Origin of the sequence: Pseudanabaena sp. Chao 1811 (genome assembly GCF_027942295.1) — a bacterium.
Taxonomy (GTDB): Bacteria; Cyanobacteriota; Cyanobacteriia; order Pseudanabaenales; family Pseudanabaenaceae; genus Pseudanabaena.
This window is the reverse complement of record NZ_CP101416.1, coordinates 3,846,148-3,870,960: the sequence shown is the minus strand read 5'-3', so window position 1 is coordinate 3,870,960 and position 24,813 is coordinate 3,846,148. Positions and strand designations below refer to the sequence as shown.

Sequence of the window (24,813 nt, the reverse complement as noted above, 5' to 3'; positions counted from 1 at the left end):
AAAAAAAGTAAAGAACTCGGAAAGAAAAAATCAAAGATAAAGGCGGTGCATCGCACTAACTTTATCTAGAGGGAAATTTCACACTAAAGCTACTGCCCAAACCAATTTCACTACTCACATTGATGACTGTGCCATGTCTTTTAGCAATCGCTTGAGCGATGGATAGCCCTAGTCCTGATCCGCCTGATCGTTTAGTACGCGCTCGATCTGCCCTCCAAAATCTTTCAAATACATGGGCTAGATCATCATGGGCAATTCCTATACCTGTATCGGCGATCTTTATTTCCAAAAACTCTTTATCTGCTAGCAACACTACTTTAATTTCTCCCGATTGCGGAGTGTAGGCGATCGCATTTTCGAGCAAGTTCATTAACAGGCGACGAATTTGTTGAGGATCTCCATAAATATTAGCTTGCTCTAGCTGCGGTTCATGGATATTGGTCTGTAATGTGATCTTTTTTGCCTGAATTTGCGGTTCTAGTATTTCCAATAAATCTTCGATTAACTCGCTAGGAGAGAATAATAAGTTATGACTATGGAGATCGCTAACTTCAGTATTATCAAACCTTGCCATAAATAATAAATCTTCAACCAAATGACTCATCTGCTCTATAGCCTGAGCGATCGCATTCATTTTTTGGACATCAGCACTATGAATACGTTCAGGATGACTACGAATCACATCCACAGATGTTTTAATTACAGTTAGGGGACTTCGCAATTCATGGGAAGCATCAGCCGTAAACTGGCGCATTTGTTCATAATTCTGTTCAACTGGTTGCAAGGTTTGCTTCACTAGCCACCACCCCCCCATACTGCTCAAAAAGACAGCCAGCAATCCCCCCCAACCTAAAGCCCATAATAATCTTTCTAGTTCTTCTTCTATTTCCTCCCCAGATTCGCTCACTCGTACATATCCAATCAGCCTCTTTTGTGGTGACTTTTGATCATTAATATAACTTGCTAAATATACAGGAATAGTTAGAAATCTTAGATTGTCATAGTCTTTATAAACTGGATTATCTAGACTATTCTGGCTATGCTCTAATTTCTGCACCTGAGCAACAACACTAGTCTTTATTAGGGGTAATTTAGGAATTTTTTTGCCTGATTGAGCTAATAATTCACCATTTGCATCAAACCATTCCACAGTTTGTTGATGTTGCTGAATATCCTGCCACTGAATATCTAAATCACCATCATTATCAAGCATACGAGGTGTCTGATAATGATGAGGATTTGCTTTTAATGTAGGTAAACTATGAGCAGCAGCATCAGCTAAATTTCTGAGTTGACGATCAATCTTATCGTAGAGATTATTAGCAAAATATTGATAAACAAAAAGGATGATGATTCCTAATACCGCACTCATTACACTTAAATATGCAAATAACAAACGTAAATGTAAAGAATTAAATGGGTGATCAATCCATCGTCGGACTAATCGTTTCACGTAATTTCTAAAATTCATTAGTACTCATATGGATTTAATGATTGTTTTCTAATATTTAATGCGATATCCCAGACCATATACAGTCTCAACTAAGTCTTGCCTTGCCCCTATATGTTTTAATTTTTGTCTTAAGCTGCGGATATGAACTTTTACTGTTTCCTCGTTAGGTGGATCGGTAAATGACCAAAGATGATCGATGATTTCTGACTTACTAAAAGTGCGATCGCGATGGCGTAATAGTAACTCTAAAATTCGATATTCCTTCGGTGTTAAATGTAAAGCTTCACCTGCATAGGTAACTTCGTAAGTATTAGGATTAAGCTGTAGATTTCCACATTCTAAGAACATCGTTAACTCGGTAGTCCCCCTTCGTAATAAGGCTCTAATTCTTGCTAATAACTCATTTAGATCAAAAGGCTTAACTACATAATCATCGGCTCCCACGTCAAGTCCTTGTACTTTGTCATGATAAGTATCTTTTGCCGTGAGCATCAAGACTGGCATTTTATAACCATTGTGACGAATCTTCCGACATAGCTCAATGCCATCTAATTTGGGCAGCATTACATCCAAAATTAGCAACTCATATGGGAATGTCTGCACAAATGTAAATCCTTGATCTCCATCTGATGCCACATCTACGACATAATGATAGTCAGTTAATGCCTCTGTTAGTGCGGCGGCGATACGCTCATCATCTTCAACTAACAAAATTTTCATTAGAAAAGTAAAAGTAGTAAGACATTATCTTTGATTATCCCCTGCTCATATGAATCAACCAAATTGCGTAGACGTTAATCCTGAAATTGAAGTTGAAATAATAAATCAGGAGATTATTGTAGATTTAGATGTTATCAAACAGCAACTGGCGATCCGTGCGGCTAATTTAGCAATTCCTCAAATCGAAAAGCATTTATTTCTCTGTGCAGACCAAACTAAACCCCTCTGCTGTCAAAAAGAACTAGGGTTGCAAGCATGGGACTATCTCAAACGTCGGCTTAAAGAACTTGACCTAGAAATTAAAATCTTTCGGACTAAAGCTAATTGTTTGCGAGTATGTGATCGCGGTCCTATTTTATTAGTTTATCCCGACGGTGTTTGGTATCATTCCGCAACCCCAGAGGTACTAGAACGAGTACTTCAAGAACATATTATTAATGGTAAAGTTGTTGCGGACTATGCCTTTGTTGATGCTTCAGTAAGATCAATAGAATAGTCCTAAATCAATTGGGTTTGATGAGGTGGTTTATTGTGAGAGTGCGGCTTTGCGCGAGTCGAACAACTGTACCACTGCATTTTTGATCGTTTCAATTACATAGGAATCGCAATTGGCGATCAGTTGCTCATGGGTCAAGTTACCTTTGAAAAACTCCTTAGAGAGTCCCAACATTCGCTGCATCTCTGAAAATCCGATCGCTTTCACCATAAAGGTAGCCACGGGGGAATTCTTAATGTCATAGCTAGAATCAACTGTACGACCTTTTTCGAGTAGTCCTAATACTTCGGCTTCGATGGGAGTTGAAGGTAAGTGCGGATCAGTGATTTCAGGCAAGAATTTCTCTAAGCCAATAACCAGCTTATCCTCACGCGGCAATTCTCCCATCATTGTGGAGAGGGGAATATCATCGCCAATCCGAAATGATAGGGCTTCTAAAATTGCGATCGAAGTTAATTTTGTGCCTAGATATAGTCGTGATACTTCCAGATTTTGCTTGGTTTGGGCAAGTAATTTGTAATAGGATTTTTCGTCTGGTTCATTGCGGTAGCGACGAAACACGATTTCAGGAGAAAGGAAGTTCATAAATCCTTCCATCTTCTGCATAGAAACCCGATAACCATGCACTGTATAGGAATTGACGTTTTTTAGGTCGTGATTTGTTTCAGGAATTAAGTTCCAAGTATTGTTGAGAAAATGGGAGGAATTAGGGCTTGCAAAATTCTCGACATCACGGTTTGATAAACGCACAGAGCGTTTGACGATTTCGGCAATTTCATCATCATTCCATCCTAACTGGAATACTTCATTCGCATTGACCAAGCGACCAAACAGTAAATCAGAGGAAGTTAGCCCCGAAGTTGGTTGAGGACGAAATGGAATTGTTGCTTCAATACAAGCGGCGATCTCTGTCAACTTAGCTAGCGGCAGAATATTTTCTAAAGCTTTACCTGCAATGATTGCACTGAGAAACTCATTTTGCCCAGACATCGGTAGTAGGGCTTGACCATGACTAAATCCAAATAGCATGAGTACCATCTGAAAAATTACATCTTCTTGAAGTTCGGGCGGCTCAAGAATTACTAATTGCTCACGATCTTCTTTGATATAGGGCGAAATATAGCGACTGATATTGACGCTGATGCCTTGATCGACCTGTACATAGACGAGATCATGAAATAATGCCGATATTACTTCGATCGCATCTCCCCCAGCACCTACCTCAAAAATGTGGTTAGGTGTATGAAATGATCGCCATGGACCAGTCATCGTCTGAATGATCAAATTGGAGATTTTAGTCAATTGCTCGTTGTCAACTTGACCTTGCAGGTCGGCGATCGCTTGTGCCAAACAATCTAGACATTTTTGTTTATCCGTTGCAATACTCATCCAATTCTCTCCGCATTTAAAATCTGTCACGAAGCACCACACACATTACAACATATTAATACGGCTCTCTGAAGATGCTAGAAAATCTAACAAGATCTGTTGATGACTAGGTGCAAGGGGGCGATTCTGTAAGGCTCGACCAGAGTAGTGGGAGCCGTCCGCAATTTGTTCAGGCGACAGTAAGTCCATATCCCAGCCTTCATTCAGCTCAAGTTGATCTAGCCCTACATCTAAAACACCGTAAAAAACATAGCGTTGTACCTGATCGCCTATATAGCTCCGAAAAAGGCTGATTTGCTTGGGTATATATCCAATTTCTTCATTTAACTCACGACAGATTCCTATATCTGGACTTTCTCCTATATCTAGATGTCCCCCAAACATTGTCCAAACCCCTGGATGAACGATGGTGGGAATATCATCACGTAGCTGCATCAAAAATTTATCTTGATATTGCAATATGGCGATCGCTACTAAACGCATTCCTGTTTCAGAATTGGGTAAAGCTATCTCCTGATCCATAATTCATTAAGTTTGAGATTGTGTATATCGTAATTTTGGCTTGTAAATTTACCCAAGAGATGGGAGATCGTGCAAATCAACTTCTTTTATCTTTTGTAATGCTATGTCTGGATGGTTTGCTTTTGCCTAATATCAAGCGACGACAGCTATAAAGTCTGGGTGCAAAATAATGTTGCGAATTATGTAGCATTAAACACTATGTAATTGTAAATACGCTTCATAATGAAATTATCAGCATTTTTTAATAAATAATTATTGTGCCAATTACCTGCGATCGCATAGCAGCAAAAGTCTCTCCCCAAGCTACTTTTCTAAAGTTGGGAAATGGAATTACCCTCGTGCATCAGGAGATGTCAGCATCCGCAGTTGTGAGCGTTGATGTGTGGGTAAAGGCAGGAGCAACAAGTGATCCCGCAAGCTCTCTAGGTATGGCACATTTCCTAGAGCATATGATTTTTAAGGGGACTGAGGCGATCGCGGCGGGCGAATTTGATCTGGTCATCGAGTCTGAAGGGGGGACTTCTAATGCGGCAACAAGTCTAGACTACGCCCATTACAACTTTACGGTAGCGGCTAGTCGCTTTGCGATCGCCTTGCCCTATCTCTCGCAAATGTTGCTAGAAGCAAAGATCGATGAGCAGGAGTTGGAGCAAGAGCGTTTAGTCGTACTTGAGGAATTGCGCCAAGCGATGGACGATCCTGACTGGATTGCCTATCAGCACCTCATGGAAACTGCCTATGGTGATCATGTTTATAGCCGTTCGGTCTTGGGTACTGAAGCAGTAGTTTCTGGGATCACCGCTACGCAAATGCGGGAATATCATCAGACCTACTATCGTCCCGAAAATATGACTGTGGCGATCGCAGGAGCCGTAACTCGTGAGGAAGCAATCAAAATTGTAGACGCAGCTTTTACTCGGAATACTTTTTCGCGCAATATTCCTAAAAATATTTTGAGCAACATCTCTAATGGTGCTAATCCTGTTCAAAATTTGCCAACACCAACCATGCGCCGTGACACAATTAGCCTGCCGATGGTGCAGCATAGCCGCTTGAATATGGCATGGATGGGTACAAGTGTTGCTAATTTAGAGGATGCAATTCAGCTTGAGTTGGTGACGATGATTTTGACCGAGGGGCGATCAGCGCGTTTAGTGCGGGAATTGCTAGAGGAGTCAGATTTGGTACAGGACATTGCTGGTAGCTTTGCATTGCAGCAAGAAGCTGCCCTATTTACCATTTCGGCATATTTAGATGCGGAAAATTTGGAATTGGTGGAGCATAAAATTATCCAACAGGTGAAAGATTTACAAAATCATCCGATCGCTGAGGCAGAACTTAATAAAGCTAAGCGATCGCTCTGCAATCAATTCATCTTTGCGTTGGAGTCACCAAGTCAGTTAGCTAATTTTTTGGGATATCACAGCTTGCTAGGTTGTGAGGAGCTATGTACGGATTGGTCAAATGCCTACTGTAAAATCATTCGCAAGGTAAAGCCATCGGATTTACAAAATCTAGTCAAAAAATATCTGTCCCTCGAAAATTACATCGTTACCTGTGCCGTTCCTGCCTAACAATCTTTTAGGTATTTCATAATACTTGACACACCAAAGTACTCTTTGCCCTCACCCCTAGCCCCTCTCCCGCAGGAGATGGGAACAAAAAAAATCTTACTCCCCATCTCCTGCGGGAGAAGGGGTTGGGGGATGAGGGGTGCGTCACAAGTATTATTCAAGATTGGAGCAAAAATCGCCGTAAAGATGGATTTCCGCCATATTCAGTGAATTTGTGAGATATTTATTAGGAGGTGGTGCTTTGCGTCACCTCCTATCAGTTTTTATTAAGTGGGTGAAAGATTTGTCACTAGCAGTCTCACAACGAATTAGCGATCGCTTGGTGCTATCTAATGGCATCGTCGTCTTAGTCACCGAAAATCCGACTGCTGACATCATTGCAGCGCGTTGCTTTTTTGCAGGTGGTGAGCGTGTGGAAACTCCAGCAAAATCTGGACTTACTCATTTAGCATCCTCACTACTGACACGCGGGACAGAGCGCTATTCTTCCTTAGAAATTGCGGAGCAAGTCGAATCAATCGGCGCTTCGTTAGGGACTGAAGCTTCCAGCGATTATTTTGTACTGTCATTGAAAACCATCACTTCAGATTTTCATGACATGTTGCTCTTAGGCTCGGAAATTTTGCGATCGCCAAGTTTTCCCAGCAGTGAACTTGATCTCGAAAGACGCTTGACGATTCAATCAATCCGATCGCAGCAGGAGCGCCCCTTTACGATTGCCTACGATCGCTTACAACATTTGATGTATGGCGATCATCCCTATGGGTTTTCCAGCTTAGGTACTGAGGCGAGTGTCAGTACCATTACCCGTGAAGATTTAGTTGATTTTCACCACCAGCATCTACGCCCTGATCAAATGGTAGTAAGTATTGCGGGTAAGATTTCCTCTGCACAGGCGATCGCCCTTGTCGAAGAAGCCTTTGGTGATTGGCAATCCCCTCAATCTACTGTAATTACTACCCCTGCCCCCAATTTTCAGCCCCTATTAGTCACCCATCAACAGGACACACAACAGGCGATCGTGATGATCGGCTATCCTGCGCCATCGGTACATTCCCCCGACTATGCCGCCATCAAAATTATTTCCACCTATTTAGGGAATGGTTTATCGAGTCGTCTCTTTGTGGAATTACGTGAAAAGCGTGGACTTGCCTACGAAGTTTCCGCTTTTTATCCCACCCGTTTAGAAACCTCGCAATTTGTCGCCTATATGGGCACGGCCTCTCACAATACAGGCACGGCTCTCGCAGGTTTGCGCCATGAATGCGAACGCTTAGCCCATACTCCGCTTACTACTGAAGAACTAAGCACTTGCAAAAGCAAGTTACTCGGACAATATGCCCTTGGTAAGCAAACTAATAGCCAAATCGCTCAAGTTTACGGTTGGTACGAAGTGATGGGCTTAGGTTTAGAATTCGATCGCAAATTTGTCGAATCGATCGAGGCAGTAACCGAATCTGATGTCCAAAATGTGGCGCAAAAGTATTTTACGACTCCTGCAATTTCGGTAGTTGGCTCTAGTGATGCTTTAAAACTGGTTCACTCTCATGAATAAAGCTGTTCAATAAAGCCGCAACAGAAATATCATTATTCCCTAATTAATCCCTTGGCATTTTTGGTGTCTTTATTACAAAAATGGTTGAATCCGAAACGGTTAGCCATTGCCGAAGCCTGTTTAATTGGTTTAATTGCAGGCTTAGCGGCGGTAGTTTTAAAACTGGGCATTGGCTGGTTAGGCGGTTGGCGTGTTCATATTGCCCAAGAAATACCCGCATGGATCGCGTTACCTTTAATTGGACTAACTGGCGGATTTCTATCAGGATTCTTAATTGAGAAGTTTGCTACAGAAGCTTCAGGTAGTGGCATTCCCCAAGTTAAGGCAGCCCTCGGGTATATTCCCATTGTTCTTAATTTTCGTGTAGCACTTGTCAAACTGGCTAGCACGATTTTGGCACTGGGTGCGGGGTTAGCACTTGGTCGGCAGGGCCCGACAGTCCAGATTGGAGCAGCGATCGCAGGACAGGTGAGCCAATGGATTCCCAATTCGCCCGAATATCAAAGGCAATTAATCGCCGCAGGAGCCGCCGCAGGACTCGCCGCAGGGTTTAATGCGCCGATCGCAGGGGTGCTATTTGTGATCGAAGAATTGCTGCATGATGTTTCTAGCTTGACCTTAGGCACAGCGATTCTTGCCTCGTTTATTGGTGGTGTGGTTTCGCGAATCTTGACAGGACAGGGTTTGAGCCAAGTCATTCCTCAGGTGCAATTCTCGGCTCAAGAAATTCCATTTTTATTACTGCTGGGCATACTAGTTGGCTGGTTTGCGGCGCTATTTAATAACAGCGTGATTAATTTAACCAAATGGAATCGCAAAACCTTTCGGATGGGATTGTCGTGGCGAATTGCGATCGCAGGTTGTGTATCAGGAATCGTGATCTCAATGTTGCCCATTGACTTTCGTGACAGTTCTGGCTTACAGCTATTTTTAGCGATGGGTCAATCGGACTGGCAAATTACGGCAGGAGCCTTTGTAGTGCGCTTTATCTTGACGCTGGTTGCCTGTAGCGCGGAGACTCCAGGGGGCTTATTTGTACCGAGTTTGATTTTGGGGGCAGCACTAGGTTCATTGGTGGGAAATTTAGAGCATTCTTTCTTGGGCATCGGAACTCTCGCGACCTATTCACTTTCGGGAATGGGAGCATTTTTTGGGGCAGTGGCAAAGGTTCCCATCACAGCCTTTGTGATTGTATTTGAGATCACGATGGATTTTAATATCATCTTGCCCTTGATGATTACCAGCGTGGTTGCCTATCTCTGCTCAGAAAAATATGCGCCTCACTCTCTGTATACAAGATTATTAGAGCTAAAGGGCATTTATCTGCAAACGGAAATTGTGACCGAAGGATTATGGAATGGAATGCGAGCGGCGGATGTTATGCAGAGGCAAGTGGAGACATTACCTGAGCAGATGAGCATCGATGAAGCGATGCAGTTTTTTGGGCGATCGCGCCATCGTGGTTTTCCTGTCGTTGCCAATGATGAATTAGTAGGCATCATCACCCAAATGGATTTGGTGAAAGTGCAGGAGAGAAAGCTATCGCGAGATATAGAGATTTCTCAAATCATGACTACCAAACCGATCACCGTCAGTCCGGAGGAAAGTCTATCTCAGGTTCTCTATTTGCTTTCCTATTACAAGTTGTCCCGTTTACCAGTGATCGATCGCCATAAACTAGTTGGGATTATTACCCGTAGCGATATTCTCCGTGCTCAAGCTAAACGCTTACGGGGAGTCAGTCCTAAAACTACCAAACCCTCCTATCTGGTTTATCAGAGACGGGGTACTGCCACAGGCAAAGGACGACTGCTATTACCCTTGAGTAATCCCCAGACAGCACCCTACTTAATTGAAATTGGCTTAGCGATCGCGGTCGCTCGTAACTACGAATTAGAATGTCTGCATATTATTACCCTCGCATCCCATCTATCCCTATCGGAAACCCCTGTCGATTTAAATCCTAGTTTAGAACTTTTGCAAACGGCAACTGTGGCAGCGAAATTGAAACAGGTTTCTCTACATACACAGGTGCGAGTTGCCCATGATATCAGCCAAGCCATTTTAGAAGTCGCTGGTGATCGCAACAATGATCTATTGGTAATTGGTTGGCATGGCAAGTCCGTATCACCACAGCGAATCCTCGGCGATATCGTAGATGCGGTAGTACAACAGGCAAATTGTGATGTGATGCTAGTGAAATTTAGCGATCGCCTCCAAAAATTTAATCCCTTTAAACAGGAATTTAAGAAGCCAAATATTTCCTTCAATCGTTGGTTAATTCCTATTGCTGGTAGTTCCAATACTGAAAATGCATTATTACTACTTCCTGCATTAATTAATCTTGCACCCTATCCCGAAATTTATCTCTGTCAAGTCTTTTCTCCTAACGATAAAGATTATGAATTTAGTCAAATGGAAAAATATGCAGAATCCTTATATAAATCTTTGCGTTTCTCCGTAGGACAAATTGCTGTTTGTGCCAAATCAACCGCCGATGCGATCGTCGATCTCGCCAATCAGCAACGCAGCGATGTGATTATGCTTGGTGCAAGCCATGAAAACTTTTTCCAACAGATGCTTCATGGCAATATTCCTGAAGCGATCGCTCGCAATAGTGACAGGACAATTATTATTTTTCGGAAAAAGCTTTAACTAGTTCTACAATTTGGGCGATCGCATTGGCATCTTCGCTTTGGTTCATATTTTGAATATATTCATCACGACGAGCATCTAAATCAGCGATCGCTGTTAATAAACTCTCACTAGTTAAATCTTCTTCAAAGAGAACAGCACTATAGCCACGCGCTTGGAAAGACTTCGCATTCAGAATCTGATCACCCCGACTGGATAATTTTGATAGAGGAATTAACAAATTCGGCTTGCGTAGAGTCAGAAACTCAAATACGGCATTAGCGCCCGATCTGGATACTACTAAATCCGCCAGTGCTAACACATCCGCCAGTTCCGTTCCTAAATATTCAAATTGACAATAGCGCGGATGATCTTTGAGATTGGGATCAAGATTGCCCTTACCGCAGGCATGAACCACCTGATACTTTTGAGTGAGTGTATCTAAAACCGATCGCACTGCCTGATTGATTTTGGCAGAGCCTGTACTACCGCCTACTACAAATAGAACTGGCAAGTCTCCGTAAATACCACAAAAAGATCTCCCTCTATCGGCATTGCCATTCCGTATATCAGGACGAATGGGCAATCCTGTATGCTTCACTTTAGAGCCATATTTCGCCAATTTCTTAGCGGTTTCAGGGAAAGTAACACAGACCTTAGTGGCAAAGGGAAGTGAGAGGCGATTGGCTAAACCTGAAGAAAAATCCGATTCATGGATAATTACAGGAATCCGTTGTAACCAACTCGCAAAGATCACAGGAACCGTCACAAAGCCGCCTTTAGAAAAGACAACTTGGGGCTTAATTTTCGCGATCGCCCAAAAAGCATCAAATATGCCTTTAATCACTTTGAAAGGATCGATGAAGTTCTGCCAAGAAAAATAACGGCGCAATTTCCCTGAAGAGATGCCGTAGTAGGGAAGTCCCACTTCTGCAACAAGTTGCTTCTCAATGCCATTGCTAGAGCCGATATAAAAAATCTCCCAACCATCAGCTTCGAGCGCAGGAATTAAAGCAAGATTGGGGCTAACGTGACCACCAGTACCACCACCTGTTAATACAATTTTAGGTTTCTTTAAGGATTGTAAATTCGGTTGGTTGTCGGTGTGATTAGTTGCGCCCACAGTTATTACAAGTCTCTAGATGTTGCAAATATTTGGATATGACGAATTAAGGATTCGTCACTGCGAGTATTGTAACGATTTGATCGCAATTTTCCAAATATAAAAAACAAAGATTGATGGTGCGAGGCTTTGCCCCGCACCATCAATCAGCAGTAGCCAGCTATGTCAAAAAACAGAAGCAAGTTGCGGCGCTAAGCGCCGCAACTTGCTTCTGTTTTTATAGCTATCTTAACATTTCGGTTTTTTGCCATAAGCGATCTATTATGTGAAAATTAACAATATAGCTGCCATTGCTTGCAACCTAAGAAGAGAATGGCAGCGAAAAGCATCGTTATTCTCTTTGTAATATACTTGGCAACAGCTAATATAACGCTTTTCAATCAAGCGAGGTACAAAGGAGCGTTTCCCCGTCGAAGGCGGGGAAATAATCCCATACTTCACTGGACTGTGAAACGCTACATATGTTGCCTATCCTCATATTTTAGATCTATGAGAGTTTAGGATATGCAGCAAGTCTGGCAAACTTTTAAAAAGCCAATTCGCAATAGCCTTAAATATGCTAAATCTCTAGCTAAGGGATATCCTTTTCATTATGCTAGACAGCAAAATCACGATGATGCAGATCAATATCCCCATAAATGGATAGAAACTAGTACTCTAATTCCCGATCGCGGCACAACGGAAATTAAATCTAATCGAATTTGGAACTTACAACTAGCTGCTCAGAGAATTGACTGCCTGAACTTTGCCCCCAATAAGATCTTTAGCTTTAGCGATCGCGTTGGCAATCCCACCAAATCCAATGGATTCCGAGATGCCCCAGTGTTTGTGCGTGGACAGGTACTTACCGATGTGGGTGGTGGCTTATGTTTAGTTGCCACCAATATTTTTAATACATTGCTTTATGCTGGCTGTCAGATTTTAGAAAGACATTGCCATAGCATTGATGCCTATGGAGAATCAAGGTTTTACCCCTTGGGGCAAGATGCTGCCGTAGCCAATGGCTACAAAGACTTAATAGTTCGCAACCATACTTCCATTCCCTTACAACTAAGATTTCGCGTATTAGAACAAGAACGTAAAGTTGAATCTAGTCTCTGGGGGGCTATCCCAAAACCTTGGGAAGTTAAAGTTGAGTCTCAGATTATTGAGCATCTCCATCCACCCGATCCGCAATATCTATCGGGTTGGGTGGTGCAAACTTCGCGCTATATCAAACATGAGTTAGATTCATCATCTACATGGCAGCTTGATTATCAAGCCATGAGCCATTATCAGCCCTGTATTAAGACTTAAGATGAGGATGCTGTGGCGCAACATCCTCATCTTAAGTTATTTATGCCAAATCGAAGACGAGAACTTCTGCATTACCTTGACTAGTGATTTTCAAATCGCCAGTTTGATCGCTAGAAATTGCATCACCAGCATTGAGCAAGCGATCGCCAACTAATACATTCCCTCTAGCAACCTGTATCCACGCATAGCGGTTAGGATTGACTGGATGAGTTACCTCTGCGCCATCTTCAAGGATCGAGGCATATATATTTGCATCTTGATGGATCGTCACTGAGCGATCGCGTCCGTCAGGGGAAGCAATCAGTCTTAACTGATTTAGCTTCTCCTCTCGCGAGAAAGAAATTTGCTCATAGCTGGGCATGACATTCTGTTGATTGGGCAAAATCCAGATTTGCAATAAATGAGCAGTTTCTGTCGATGAATGATTAAACTCACTATGGGTAATCCCAGTACCTGCACTCATTCTCTGCACATCACCAACATGAATGATTGAGCCATTACCCATGCTGTCCTTATGCTCTAAGGCTCCATCTAGCATATAGGTAATGATTTCCATGTCACGGTGGGGATGCGTGCCAAATCCTTTACCACCAGCAATCACATCTTGATTAATTACACGCAGTGAGCGAAACGCCATATGCTGCGGATCGTAGTAGTTCGCAAAGGAGAAGGTGTGATAACTATCGAGCCAACCATGATTGGCATGTCCTCTTTCTTCTGATTTCCGAATAGTGAGCATAGATTCTCTCCTAGTTGATTTGTGGGTACAAAATACCGACAATCGACAATAAAGTTAAAAGTTAAAGTTTGGTATGTGCGCCATCACAGAAGGGAGCATTGCCCGTATGCTTGCATAGACAAAGTGCAACCTTCTTGGTTTCTGTCACTTCAAAGGCAAGGGGCGTAAACTCTGTTCCTTTATGAGCGCCGTTACAATAGGGCTGGTTGGTGGATGCTCCACAGGTACACCAATAATAGGTTTTAGGTTCTAGTTCCAATACAACAGGCTTCTTATCAACAATTTTAGGCTCGCTCATTTTCCCTTATTCCTTGTGGTAATTGGTTCAACTTTCAACCATTCCAATATAATTGACATACACTCTTAACGTAAAGTATGCACTTTTTTGTAAGGTACATACCAAAAAGATACTATGAACCAAACGACGAATACCTTTATTGAGGCTGATCCAGAAATTATTTGTAGTGGCTCATATCAAGGCGATCGCCCTAGCTGTCCTGTTGAGGCGACTCTTGATGCGATCGGTGGGCGTTGGAAAGTTTTGATTTTGCATGAATTATTTAATGGCACAAGACGCTTTGGAGAATTGCATCGTAGCTTACATGGAATCACTCAAAAGATGCTCACGCAGCAGTTACGAGAGATGGAGAGAGATGGCTTGATTCATCGTGAAATTTATATGCAGGTTCCGCCTAAGGTGGAATATTCGCTGACTGCTTTAGGCAAAACTCTACAACCTGTACTAGATGCAATGCACCTTTGGGGCAGAAAATATTTAGAGCAAAAATAGAACAAACGCACATAGTGCGCCTGTTCTATTTAACGCGAGTTCGGGATGATTTGAAACAGACGTTGAGAGAGGGTTTGTGTAACAAACCCTCTCTCAAAAATAAAAGTAAAAGCCTTGCTACGCAAGGCTTTTACTTTTATTTTTTTAAAATTTGCCAGCTTAAGCCGAACTGACGTTATTTAGAAACACTAGAAACAAAGCTATGCTTTATTTGCCACCTTTCTTCAATGCAAGAATTGCTTCGACTTCAGCAGTATCTGGCTTTGGATAAGCAGCAGTTACTGCCAATCCACGGATAGAAGTAATCAAAGCCTTCACTTCGGGAGGAGTCTTTTCTTTCTCCGCAGCAGGTAAAAAGCTCTGAACGATGCTCCATGTTTTATCGGCATCAATATAGAAATAACCCACATTGTTAGTAGGTAGAGTGCTTACTACCGACTTGAAGGTAGAATCTGCTTCGAGAGCACTAGTAGGCTTCGGTACAAACAAGGAAACAATTGGTGAAGCCGTGAGAAATAATGTGTCTTGTTGACTCCAACCGTGAGAAACGATCGCGCCTGGTGCGCCTGGTACTGACCATTCGGTGACGGCAACACCGCCAACATCCTTCTTGTCAACCTTGCCGCCATTCTTCGAGATGAAATCATCCAATTTCTTAAGCAAAGATTCACCCGCAGAACGATTGGTGGTTTGCAGTAGTAGTACAGGTGCAAGCCCTTGAGTCTGCGCTAAAATGCCTTCGGGTTTACCAGATACTGAGGCGATCGCATATTCACCATCCATCCAACCAAAGATATCTTTATCCAGATCGAGTGCTAATGGTGAGGACTTCAGTTGAGTTCTGGCTTCGTCAAGACTTTTCTTGATTTCGGCATTCTTCTCTGCTGACTTTGCAAACTGTTCCCATGAATTCTTGATATTGAATCCAGTGATTACGGCAAATGCTTGGGAAGGGATTTGACCAATAATTTTGTTAGGAGAATTCTTGAGGGCAGCAATTGCTTCTGGGTCGAATTTACCCAATGCCTTAAAGCGAATACCTGAGTCATCAATACCAAAACCTAAGTTAATTGATTTAACTTTCTTCAATTGCTCCAAAGATTCAGGAGGAATTGTTTCAGCCTTAGGATTTAACGCTGATAGCTCAACGATTGATTCGCCAAAATTAGGAATGTAAACTTGAGCAACAGTGTTTTTGAGTTTGAGATCATCAGCACTAATGGAACTTGCTAACGAAGGTTCACCTTTAAAGGTATCAATCGCCTTTTGCGTAAGCTGCTCACGGGGAGTAACGATTAAGTAATCTCCCACGGTTGCCGTCGCACTTGAATTTGATCCTTCGCCATATTGCGTAATTTTTACGCCCTTATATTCCGACTGCTTTTCTTTGCCACCAGCCTTAGTTTTGACTTTTTCTGACAAAAATTTCTCAGCTCCCGCCTTGTCTTTTACTTCAATCACAAGTAGAACGTTAGGGGCTGAGGCAGATTCAGCTTTCTCTGGCTCTTTATTTTGAACAAACTGGATTGAACCTGTATTGCTCATGGGGACATAGCGTGGCTGAAGAGCAGATTGGGATCTATTGGGGACGAGATTGGCAGTTTTACCCGATGGCAAAAAGGCGATCGTGACATTTTTGCCAATCCAAGGCTTTACATCCTTGTCATAGTCAAAATCACTCGAAGAAAGATTCTTTCTAAACTTATCAAGTTCGGTATCGTAAAGCTTTTTGGTTTCTGGAGACAGAAATTGCTCTATTTGCGAAAGTGCCGCTCCATCGGTAGAGATGGACATTGCCATCAAGGACTGTTTAGGGACAACGGTGAGAGTTCCCGATACACTAGTGCCAGTAGGCAAAATGGCTGGTTTATTGAAGAAAAAATAGGCTCCTACACCACCAGCAACTACTACAGCAGCACCACCAATAATAGGTAGTAAATTCGTTTTTCTTTCAGTCATAATGAGACCTCAAATTTGTCAGTTGCAAGATGTCAGTATAGTGCTTAACCCCAAATCCCCATAGACTTGATGCACAGATACATTGTGAGCTTGCTCACATAGTTAACTTAGGTCAGGTTCTTATTTGCTTGTGTGACAATGCTTTTAAGAAACTTTTTACCACCTAAAAATATAGTAGATGGATAGAAAATCCACCTAAAGTATGATTCAAATTTTTTAAAAGAGCGTCCCGAAGGTGTAACTCATTTTAGGATGGCTTACAAACTCAACCATGCAGGAATAATCTGCCATGCTTGATTGAGGGATTTATCGATGGTTTTGTAATTTGGCTCAAACTTACTGACCAACTTCCAAAATTTGGCTGAATGATTCATATGAACGGTATGGCATAACTCATGGATCAACACATATTCCACAACTTGAGCTTCGAGAAATAGAAGTTTATAGTTGAGGCTAATATTACGATCGCTAGAGCAGCTACCCCACAAAGTTTTTTGACCACGGATTGCAGTTGTGCGATAGGGCAAATTGGTCTGAAGGCTAAGTCTGCGTAACCAACTAAACAATTGCTTTTCTGCTGTTTTCATTAACCATTGTTTAATTAGAGCCTTGCAGGATCTGACATCAGTAATATCGCCACTGATCACCAACTGAAGCTGCTCTCTGTTCTCTTTGATGGTGATCGAGCCAAATCTGGTGACAGTTTGCTGATATACAATTTGCCATTCTTCGCCTAGTGATCGCAGCTTAAGTCGATCTGGGAGTTCATGGGGGGATTGGGACTGAAAAAATGCCTCCCGCTCATTGAGTTTGCGCTGATTGCGATTGATCCAATTACGTTTTTGGTGAATGATTTCAGGGATCTTGAGGTGATCGTAATTAGCAGGGACAACTACCTCTAACCCATTTTCGACAGAGAGGGCAAGGCGTACACACTTAGCGCGATCGCTTACACGCACAGTATAGGCTGGCAAATCTGGATTGCTTTCTAAATTAATTTGCGAATTAATTAAAGATTGAGAACGAGATGCTATAGATGGCATGGGTTATTTTTTAGCTAATCTTTAGTTAATCGTCGTTGCTAGTCTCGGAGCAGAATTGTACCTGCGTAAATAGCATTTAAGCGATCGCGTTCACGGTGGGCATTGTCGCGGTTGGTATAGGTACGCACCTGAATATAAGATTGCCCTCGAAAAATCGTCACAAACGCATCGGGAGCAGATGCCCGTATTTTTTTCAAGGTGTCGGCGGTATTATTGGGAACTAGCACGCGATAAATGGTAGGTCTAGTATTAGTTGTTGGGTTAGAAGGGGTAGAAATTGGAACCGAAGTGGGCGGTGTATTACTTGTATTGGTACTAGGTGGGGCAATAATATCGGCACTAATAACCTGTGCGGCAAAACCTTGCCGACGTAGTAATGTAGCGATCGCATTGGCACTTTGCTGACTCGATAGTGGGGCAGCGACAATTACCGAGCGATTGCCAAAGGTTGCTAAAACTGCACTTTTGCCAGTGAGTGATTGCACCTTCTGAATTACTACATTAGGCTCATTATTTAGTTCTACTAAAACCGCCGCCGCCTGCACATTGGCAGGCACATCACTCACCTTGGCATTGAAGGAATAGACAACTGCATCTAGTCCAAGTTCACGTAGTTGACTTGCTCGAAATGCTGAGGTCTTAACGTTATCAAATCCCCCGAAGAAGGTCATCGAACCATTGAGATAATTGCAAGGTACTGCGGCTAGTACTAAATATCGAGGCAACTGTGGCAGCGAATTGGCAGGGCGATCAATTAGAGTCACATAGCGGCGATTGGTCAATTGGGAGCAATTGTTTGTCGGTAAGGGTGCTTGAGCAATGGGTTCAGCGATCGCCATTGATCGCACCGATGATATATCACTGAAGGCAAACCCAGTCATGAGCAAAAAATTAGCAGCGATCACCCATGATGAATTGCTATTGAAGATTAACGATTTGATCATCCTAAACCTGTTCCCTCTAGAGCAGCTATGTTTATCACTATCTAGATCAGCAATTTGTTGCCAATAATTGATTGAGATATACCACTTTATATTGCGAATTGTCATGACAAAATCAAACTTTTTCAGTCTTGACTTATTCTATAGAGTAGAAGCAGTAGCCTATACCGCCTGCACTATATAAATTTCTTTCTGTAAATTTTTACTAATCGCCGTACTTAAAAGCGAAGGTAAGATCGTGGCAAATAAAGAACATCTGACTCAGCTACAAAATGGGGTAAGTAGTTGGAATTTTTGGCGATCGCAAGAGTATCGCATCTCTATCGACCTGAGCGAAGCAAATCTTGCCTATGCTGAAGTTAGTAAGGCTGACTTTAGTGGTACAGATCTCAGCTTAGCAAATCTGGGTGGGGCAAACTTAGTGGGTGCAAATCTCCGAGAAGCAAATATGACCCTCGCCAATCTCAGTGGTGCAAATCTAAGTCTGGCAACATTTCAGGATGTCACGCTCTGCATGACAAACCTCAGTGGTGCAAATCTTAGCTTGTCAAATCTCAGTGCGGTTAATCTCAGTCTCGCAAACCTCAGTGGTGCAAACCTAAGTGGTGCAGTCCTTCGTAATGCCAATTTAATGGGAATTAACTTGAGTGGCGCAGATCTTACTAATGCCGATCTTAGTGACGCAAATCTCTGTGGGGCAAATTTGAATGGGGCAAATTTGAGTAATGCCTCCCTCTGCGAAACTGAGTTAAGTGGGGCAAATCTCAGTGGTGCAAATTTAACCAGAGCCAATCTCAGTGGAGCAGTTTTACGCAAAACTGATTTTAATGGCGCAAAGCTCAAAGAAGCGGATCTGAGAAACACCGATCTTCACGCTGCCAAACTTGATGGCGCTCTTCTAGAAAATGCCAAACGTTGACAAACGTTCCAAGAAAAAAGGCTCGCCAAGCAAGCCTTTTTTCCTATCCTTCCCAAATCTTGGCAAGGACTATTTTAGGCGAGATATCTTTCAGTGATTGACCATTGCTAGCCTGCACATACTTCACGCGCTTTTCTTGGATTGGCAAAAATGTCGCCGCCGATGTATTTGCTCCTAAAATCGCGACTAAAGCAGTGCCAACCGCAACACCTAACTGCATCGCATCGCCTTCCGCACAAATAAAGAGATTTGCCGAGGCAATCATGGCTGTGAGCTTACCAATATCGGTGGGGCTAGTAATCAAAATATTTGGAACTTTAGTAGTGAGTTGCTTGAGCAAGTCTGCATTATTGACACTATCGATCGCCACAATCGGTAAATTTGGCAATTTTGATTGAATGTCTTTGGCAATTGTTGCCCAACTGTCCGCAGGATAATTGGCATAAGCACCACAGTTAAGCAAGATAAAACCGCTTTGGTGAATGCCAAGCCGTTTTTGTTCACCTGCCGCCCAATCTAAATCATTTTTAGGGAGATTAACCTTGATAGGTGGACATGGTTGCTGATTATTTAGTGCTATGAGCAAGCTATGATTCTGTGCTGCTAAATATTCTTGAGGAGCTGTGGGAATAATATCCGTTAGCAAGAAGTCGCCTGCCCCTGCAAAGGAGATCCGCTTGGGGATACCACTTAACCATAACAAGATATTAATCGAGAAGCTTGGCTGGGTAAGAATTGCCGCATCATATTCGCGATCGCGGATTGTCCCAAGTAAGTTGCCAAAATCTGCCAAAGAATTGCGATCGTTAAAATCAAATTTAAGTACGCGATTTGCCACTTGGCTAATGCGATAGGTAGCGATCGCGCGTGGTTCAACCACCACGTCAATTTCGGCATTGGGATACTGTTGTTTGAGGGTATCCAGTGTCGGGAAAAACAGTAACTGATCGCCAGTCCCACCTGGAACCAATGCCAGTATTCGCATCATATTTTATACATCTCTAGACGAAGACCGTAAGTAATATTACTTTGTTTTTGGGAGTTGATACAGATAGCATTAATACAAGAATTAAATTAGCTTCGATCTGGGTGATTACTCTAGTTTTTGTAGTTAATACTGAAGTAATTGAGCAAAATAGTTGATTGCTATATCATAATAACCACAAATTTCTTAGCTTTTTAATATGGCAGATCCTTTAACGTTGACGGCTGGGGCGATCGCAAATTTGGCTTTTCAGAAGTTTATCGAGTCGGGTGCTGGTGAATTGGCAAAGAAGTTCACTGCTGAGGCGATCGCGAAGATGGATGAGTTGCGTCAAGCGATCTGGAATAAGCTGCGTGGCAGGTCGGCAAAGGTGGATGAGGCATTGGCAAAAGCCGAGCAGGGCGATCGCACTGCCATATCAACTATTGCCAAAAATCTAGATGTGGTGCTAGATGATGAGCCAGAGTTTGCCGAACAGTTGAAAGTGCTAGCCAAAGAAATTCAAGCTGGCAAACTGCAAGACAATAGCAATATGGTGCAGAATGTCACGGGTGATAACAACATGAATGTTCAGGCTAAGGCTGAGCAGGGTGGAAAGCAATACATTGCCGAAAAAATGTATTTTGGGACAAGTGATGATGATTGACTAAACTCGTCTGAATCGGGAGCGCGGACAAAGTTAAATTCTCCTAAGAGCATTCCTAGTAATGTGCGGCATGGTTCGCCTAACTTTGTGGGGCGAGAGGATGAGCTTGCGGAAATTCATGCAAAGTTGCAAGAAGGTCAGGGTGTAATCGTCTGTGCAGTGGAGGGGATGGGTGGTGTCGGTAAGACTGAACTAGCGCTGCAATATGCGACTCGCTATCAACAGGAATATGTGGCGCGGTATTGGTTGTCTTTGCGGGAGATGGGATTGGCTCAGGCTGTGGTGACTATGGCTAGTCCTTATCTGGACTTACCCGAAGCGATGCAGTCGGCTAGTCTGGATGAACAGGCGGCATGGTATTGGCAAAACTGGTTGCCTGAGTCTGGCAAGTTATTGGTGATTCTCGATGATGTGCCAAAGGCGGAGAGCATTCCTGATCTGGCGATGCCGATCGCTCCGAGGGTAAAGGTGTTGGTAACGACGCGGGAAAGATCGCTGAGGTCAGATTTTAAGCAATTGTTATTGAAGGTGCTAACCCAAGGCAAAGCGATAACTTTGTTTATCAAGTTTGTGGGTCTTGCTAAGGTTAAAAAGGAAAATCGTGTAGTTGCGGAACTATGTAAAAAGTTGGGTTATTTGCCTTTGGCGATCGAGTTGATGGGCGAATATCTGGTTAAAAATCGCCATTTGACCTTTGCGAAGTTAACCGAAAGGTTAAATCTAGCGGATGCATCGCTTGCAAAAGATCGCAGCGCTTATAAGTCCTATGGCTATCGTGGTGTAGAGGCAGCAATCCAACTGAGTTGGGATGACATTAGTGCTGGTTCTCAGAGAGTGGCGATGCTGTTAGGACTGTTTGCACCTGTTGAGATTTTGTGGGAGTTGGTGGCTGAGATTGGGGCAAGTGCCGAAATTACAGAAGCAGAACTCAATGAGGCAAGGGGGCAGTTAGACAGTTTGCATTTGATTCAACCAGTTGATGAAGAATGCAACTTTTATAAAATTCATACGCTAGTCCGTGAGTTCTTCGGAGCCAAGCTATTAAAAGCTGAAGAAAATCATCAGTTTCGTCAAGCATTTATAAACAGTTTGCTCGCTATAGCAAAACAAATTCCCCAATCACCAACGCGAGATTTGATTGCAGAAGTAGCCCCTGCGATTCCCCATTTGGATATGCTGAGCCGCGAAATGCTAGGTGATATTCTCAATCCTGAAGAAGATAACAATTTGTATTGGGCATTTGGAGGGGTTGGAAGGTTTTATTACGGACAAGGAATCTACACACTGGCAGAAGATTCGCATTTAAGATGTTTGAAAGCTACGCAAGAACTGTTAGGCGATCGCCATCCCGATGTCGCATCCAGTCTCAACAACCTCGCAGCGCTGTACGAATCGCAAGGGAGATATGAAGAAGCGGAACCGCTATATCAAGAAGCGATGCAGTTGTGGCGAGAACTGTTAGGCGATCGCCATCCCTATGTCGCATCCAGTCTCAACAACCTCGCAGCGCTGTACAAATCGCAAGGTAGATATGAAGAAGCGGAACCGCTGTATCAAGAAGCGATGCAGTTGATGCGAGAACTGTTAGGCGATCGCCATCCCTATGTCGCATCCAGTCTCAACAACCTCGCAGCGCTGTACAAATCGCAAGGTAGATATGAAGAAGCGGAACCGCTGTATCAAGAAGCGATGCAGTTGATGCGAGAACTGTTAGGCGATCGCCATCCCTATGTCGCATCCAGTCTCAACAACCTCGCAGCGCTGTACAAATCGCAAGGTAGATATGAAGAAGCGGAACCGCTGTATCAAGAGGCGATGCAGTTGATGCGAGAACTGTTAGGCGATCGCCATCCCTATGTCGCATCCAGTCTCAACAACCTCGCAGCGCTGTACCAATCGCAAGGTAGATATGAAGAAGCGGAACCGCTGTATCAAGAGGCGATGCAGTTGATGCGAGAACTGTTAGGCGATCGCCATCCCGATGTCGCATCCAGTCTCAACAACCTCGCAGCGCTGTACAAATCGCAAGGGAGATATGAAGAAGCGGAACCGCTGTATCAAGAAGCGATGCAGTTGATGCGAGAACTGTTAGGCGATCGCCATCCCGATGTCGCATCCAGTCTCAACAACCTCGCAGGGCTGTACAAATCGCAAGGGAGATATGAAGAAGCGGAACCGCTGTATCAAGAAGCGTTAGCAATTTTGATGGCAACCGTTGGCGAAAATCATCCCTATACTCAAAGTGTAATGAGTGCATTGATGCTGCTGAAACTGCAAGCAATTACGGGTTTAGATGCTACCGCCTTAGTAGAGATGATTCAAAATAATCCTGATGCATTAATGCGATTATTCCAGCAATGACCCAGATCTCCAAGAAACTATTTAAGAATTACATGACATATGAAATTTCGTTTAAAAGTCTACCAATAGCCCCCCTAAATCCCCCAATTCTGGGGGACTTGAATCTGGTTCCCCCCAGAATTGGGGGGCTAGGGGGGCTAAGATTACAATTCTTAAATGGTTTCTAAAAAGGAAAAAGTTAAAAGGAAAAACGCAAACTATTTTTAGCAGTTCCCAATACTGCGTATGCAAGCTTTTTCCAAAAAGAGTTTGCATATATGGTTATTGCTGAATATAAATTGGAAATCTTTGTTTACGATATCGAAAACGAGGTAATTATCACATGGAAAATCTAGAAAAACTCGCCAAGTATCGCACCATTATCAAAGAGATTTTGGGACACTATGCCTCCTACAAACCCTCTCATGGTGAGATCGAGATGCAGTTTCTATCGGATACAGAACACGATCACTATCAAGTATTAGGTGTGGGATGGGATCAAAAAACACGAGTTTATGGTGTTTCCATGCACTTAGATATTAAAAATGGCAAAATTTGGATTCAAATCAACAATACCGAACTCGATATTGGTCAATCCCTCGTCGAGAAAGGTGTACCCAAAGAAGATATCGTCATCGGTTTTCAGCCCGTTTATATTCGTCAAGTATCAGGCTATGCGATCGCCTAATCACCACAAAAAACATCTGTAAATTTTAAAGCAGCAAAGCGATCGCGAATGTATTTTGGTTTTGATTTAGGCGTGGAATTGTTACTGAATCTGTAAAGTAAATTCTTGTATTTCTCTATTGCTAGTAGAATAATAGCTAACACTACTATCCGCAATCCTCACCACCTTTCCTATCCGCTTTGCTTTTACATTAAATTCAGAGTGACGGAAGAGATTTCTGAGTAGAAAAGAGATTTCGGAAGCACGCGAATCTGGCAAATTAAAACAGACTATACAAAAATATTCACTTACTGCCACTTTTCGCCAAAAATCTCGCTCATTTATCGTGATAAAAGTGGGTTGCGCTTCTTTTCGCAACAACATAGGAATCGCTTCATCTTTAATAATCGAATTAGGTCGCAAGTCCGTAATAAAGCAAACATTACCCTGATACCACTTGCCGATCGCCTGTTCCAGATTCGCTCCTAAAAGCTGTTCGTCAAGGACAATCATGCTGCACTCAAAATAGGAAGACTCTCAAGAAAATGAGTTGTCACAACTTGAATCGCCTCAGCGATCGCCTCACGCGAAACCCTTCCCCGAAAACCAAGCACGATACTTTCAACATTTTCTCCCTTAGCTAATCGCTCCATCACACCCGCAATCTCAATCCGAGTGTACTTAAAAGTTGGGCGATCGCCACAAACCCCCATAGCCCGAACAACATACTGCCCTAGTGGATAGTAGCTATAGGATTCGCCATTAATTATTTCAGTGACAAGCGATCGCATATAAACTTTTTCATCCCAAGATTTTAAAACAGTCATCTGTCAAGCCAATAATAAACTTTCTTCTTGCCAATACCAAAGCTGTATTTTTGTAATTATATCACGGCAAAATTGCGCTCAATCCAAGTAGATTTTACGCGCATCTGTAATTTCTAAAGCAGGTGATCGCGAGTGTATTTTTGTTTTGATATAGGCGATTTTCTCCTGATGATATAATGCAGCTAATCAAAAAAA

At 42.8% G+C, this 24,813-nt stretch carries 23 protein-coding genes and 1 pseudogene; 11 read left to right on the top strand and 13 right to left on the bottom strand.

The window, feature by feature from the left end; translation table 11 throughout:
* Window positions 1-61 precede the first annotated feature (61 nt).
* Both NMG48_RS17795 and NMG48_RS17790 read right to left on the bottom strand, forming a co-directional pair.
* Window positions 62-1,453 (bottom strand): sensor histidine kinase, encoded by a 1,392-nt coding sequence (locus NMG48_RS17795; RefSeq protein ID WP_271252777.1) that lies wholly within the window; start codon window positions 1,451-1,453, stop codon window positions 62-64.
* Between the two features lie 48 nt (window positions 1,454-1,501).
* Window positions 1,502-2,173, bottom strand: coding sequence for a response regulator transcription factor (locus NMG48_RS17790; protein ID WP_271252776.1), 672 nt, complete (start codon window positions 2,171-2,173; stop codon window positions 1,502-1,504).
* A gap of 49 nt (window positions 2,174-2,222) precedes the next feature.
* On the opposite strand from NMG48_RS17790, the gene NMG48_RS17785 reads away from it, so the two are divergent.
* Window positions 2,223-2,669: a (2Fe-2S) ferredoxin domain-containing protein gene (locus NMG48_RS17785; RefSeq protein ID WP_271252775.1), complete on the top strand. Its 447-nt coding sequence runs from the start codon at window positions 2,223-2,225 to the stop codon at window positions 2,667-2,669.
* A gap of 30 nt (window positions 2,670-2,699) precedes the next feature.
* On the opposite strand, the gene NMG48_RS17780 is transcribed toward NMG48_RS17785, so the two are convergent.
* Together NMG48_RS17780 and NMG48_RS17775 are read right to left on the bottom strand one after the other, a co-directional pair.
* The gene (locus NMG48_RS17780) at window positions 2,700-4,058 is read right to left on the bottom strand and encodes a hypothetical protein (protein ID WP_271252774.1); all 1,359 of its coding nucleotides are present in this window, start codon (window positions 4,056-4,058) and stop codon (window positions 2,700-2,702) included.
* A 45-nt stretch (window positions 4,059-4,103) separates the two neighbouring features.
* Entirely contained in the window at window positions 4,104-4,580 is a 477-nt protein-coding gene (locus NMG48_RS17775) for an NUDIX hydrolase (RefSeq protein ID WP_271252773.1), read from the bottom strand.
* A gap of 257 nt (window positions 4,581-4,837) precedes the next feature.
* Between NMG48_RS17775 and NMG48_RS17770 the strand changes: the two genes are divergently transcribed.
* The 3 genes from NMG48_RS17770 (at window position 4,838) to NMG48_RS17760 (ending at window position 10,364) form a co-directional block, all read left to right on the top strand.
* The gene (locus NMG48_RS17770; RefSeq protein ID WP_271252772.1) at window positions 4,838-6,154 is read left to right on the top strand and encodes a M16 family metallopeptidase; all 1,317 of its coding nucleotides are present in this window, start codon (window positions 4,838-4,840) and stop codon (window positions 6,152-6,154) included.
* A gap of 283 nt (window positions 6,155-6,437) precedes the next feature.
* Entirely contained in the window at window positions 6,438-7,709 is a 1,272-nt protein-coding gene (locus tag NMG48_RS17765) for a M16 family metallopeptidase (protein ID WP_345961288.1), read from the top strand.
* A gap of 63 nt (window positions 7,710-7,772) precedes the next feature.
* Window positions 7,773-10,364: a chloride channel protein gene (locus NMG48_RS17760; protein ID WP_271255289.1), complete on the top strand. Its 2,592-nt coding sequence runs from the start codon at window positions 7,773-7,775 to the stop codon at window positions 10,362-10,364.
* Here the strand turns inward: NMG48_RS17760 and NMG48_RS17755 are convergent.
* Window positions 10,342-11,466, bottom strand: a complete 1,125-nt coding sequence (locus tag NMG48_RS17755) for an undecaprenyldiphospho-muramoylpentapeptide beta-N-acetylglucosaminyltransferase (RefSeq protein WP_271252771.1) — start codon at window positions 11,464-11,466, stop codon at window positions 10,342-10,344. The two genes, NMG48_RS17760 and NMG48_RS17755, sit on opposite strands and share 23 nt — an antisense overlap.
* Window positions 11,467-11,970: 504 nt before the next feature.
* Here NMG48_RS17755 and NMG48_RS17750 point away from each other — a divergent pair.
* Complete coding sequence (locus NMG48_RS17750) at window positions 11,971-12,762, top strand: VanW family protein (protein WP_271252770.1); 792 nt, start codon at window positions 11,971-11,973, stop codon at window positions 12,760-12,762.
* A 40-nt stretch (window positions 12,763-12,802) separates the two neighbouring features.
* Here the strand turns inward: NMG48_RS17750 and NMG48_RS17745 are convergent, their stop codons facing one another.
* Both NMG48_RS17745 and NMG48_RS17740 read right to left on the bottom strand, forming a co-directional pair.
* Complete coding sequence (locus tag NMG48_RS17745; protein WP_271252769.1) at window positions 12,803-13,501, bottom strand: pirin family protein; 699 nt, start codon at window positions 13,499-13,501, stop codon at window positions 12,803-12,805.
* Between the two features lie 61 nt (window positions 13,502-13,562).
* On the bottom strand, window positions 13,563-13,799 hold the full coding sequence (locus NMG48_RS17740) for a CDGSH iron-sulfur domain-containing protein (protein ID WP_169365050.1): 237 nt from the start codon (window positions 13,797-13,799) through the stop codon (window positions 13,563-13,565).
* Between the two features lie 114 nt (window positions 13,800-13,913).
* Between NMG48_RS17740 and NMG48_RS17735 the strand changes: the two genes are divergently transcribed.
* Window positions 13,914-14,291 carry a winged helix-turn-helix transcriptional regulator gene (locus NMG48_RS17735; protein WP_271252768.1) on the top strand — a complete coding sequence of 126 codons (378 nt, stop codon included), beginning with the start codon at window positions 13,914-13,916 and terminating at the stop codon, window positions 14,289-14,291.
* 207 nt (window positions 14,292-14,498) lie between these two features.
* Here the strand turns inward: NMG48_RS17735 and NMG48_RS17730 are convergent, their stop codons facing one another.
* The 3 genes from NMG48_RS17730 to NMG48_RS17720 form a co-directional block, all read right to left on the bottom strand.
* Window positions 14,499-16,250, bottom strand: coding sequence for a DUF3352 domain-containing protein (locus tag NMG48_RS17730; protein WP_271252767.1), 1,752 nt, complete (start codon window positions 16,248-16,250; stop codon window positions 14,499-14,501).
* A gap of 257 nt (window positions 16,251-16,507) precedes the next feature.
* Window positions 16,508-17,293: a M48 family metallopeptidase gene (locus NMG48_RS17725; protein ID WP_271252766.1), complete on the bottom strand. Its 786-nt coding sequence runs from the start codon at window positions 17,291-17,293 to the stop codon at window positions 16,508-16,510.
* 38 nt (window positions 17,294-17,331) lie between these two features.
* Window positions 17,332-18,237 carry a hypothetical protein gene (locus NMG48_RS17720; protein ID WP_271252765.1) on the bottom strand — a complete coding sequence of 302 codons (906 nt, stop codon included), beginning with the start codon at window positions 18,235-18,237 and terminating at the stop codon, window positions 17,332-17,334.
* A 235-nt stretch (window positions 18,238-18,472) separates the two neighbouring features.
* Here NMG48_RS17720 and NMG48_RS17715 point away from each other — a divergent pair, with 235 nt between their 5' ends.
* Window positions 18,473-19,153 carry a pentapeptide repeat-containing protein gene (locus tag NMG48_RS17715; RefSeq protein WP_271252764.1) on the top strand — a complete coding sequence of 227 codons (681 nt, stop codon included), beginning with the start codon at window positions 18,473-18,475 and terminating at the stop codon, window positions 19,151-19,153.
* A gap of 43 nt (window positions 19,154-19,196) precedes the next feature.
* Here the strand turns inward: NMG48_RS17715 and NMG48_RS17710 are convergent, their stop codons facing one another.
* A complete protein-coding gene (locus tag NMG48_RS17710) occupies window positions 19,197-20,141 on the bottom strand; it encodes a glycosyltransferase family 9 protein (protein ID WP_271252763.1) in 945 nt (314 codons plus the stop codon).
* Window positions 20,142-20,337: 196 nt separating this feature from the next.
* Here NMG48_RS17710 and NMG48_RS17705 point away from each other — a divergent pair, with 196 nt between their 5' ends.
* The 4 genes and pseudogenes from NMG48_RS17705 (at window position 20,338) to NMG48_RS17690 (ending at window position 23,812) form a co-directional block, all read left to right on the top strand.
* A complete protein-coding gene (locus NMG48_RS17705; RefSeq protein WP_271252762.1) occupies window positions 20,338-20,784 on the top strand; it encodes a hypothetical protein in 447 nt (148 codons plus the stop codon).
* A gap of 63 nt (window positions 20,785-20,847) precedes the next feature.
* Window positions 20,848-23,145 (top strand): FxSxx-COOH system tetratricopeptide repeat protein, encoded by a 2,298-nt coding sequence (gene fxsT, locus NMG48_RS17700; RefSeq protein WP_271252761.1) that lies wholly within the window; start codon window positions 20,848-20,850, stop codon window positions 23,143-23,145.
* 245 nt (window positions 23,146-23,390) lie between these two features.
* A pseudogene (locus NMG48_RS17695) lies at window positions 23,391-23,480 on the top strand (fatty-acid oxidation protein subunit alpha); the annotation flags it as partial.
* The gene (locus NMG48_RS17690) at window positions 23,468-23,812 is read left to right on the top strand and encodes a XisI protein (protein WP_271252760.1); all 345 of its coding nucleotides are present in this window, start codon (window positions 23,468-23,470) and stop codon (window positions 23,810-23,812) included. The pseudogene NMG48_RS17695 and the gene NMG48_RS17690, both read left to right, overlap by 13 nt.
* Before the next feature lie 81 nt (window positions 23,813-23,893).
* Here NMG48_RS17690 and NMG48_RS17685 read toward each other — a convergent pair whose 3' ends face one another.
* Together NMG48_RS17685 and NMG48_RS17680 are read right to left on the bottom strand one after the other, a co-directional pair.
* Window positions 23,894-24,304, bottom strand: coding sequence for a hypothetical protein (locus tag NMG48_RS17685; protein ID WP_271252759.1), 411 nt, complete (start codon window positions 24,302-24,304; stop codon window positions 23,894-23,896).
* A complete protein-coding gene (locus NMG48_RS17680; protein WP_211167851.1) occupies window positions 24,301-24,618 on the bottom strand; it encodes a DUF433 domain-containing protein in 318 nt (105 codons plus the stop codon). Before NMG48_RS17680 ends, NMG48_RS17685 begins: the two co-directional genes overlap by 4 nt.
* Window positions 24,619-24,813: the final 195 nt, after the last annotated feature.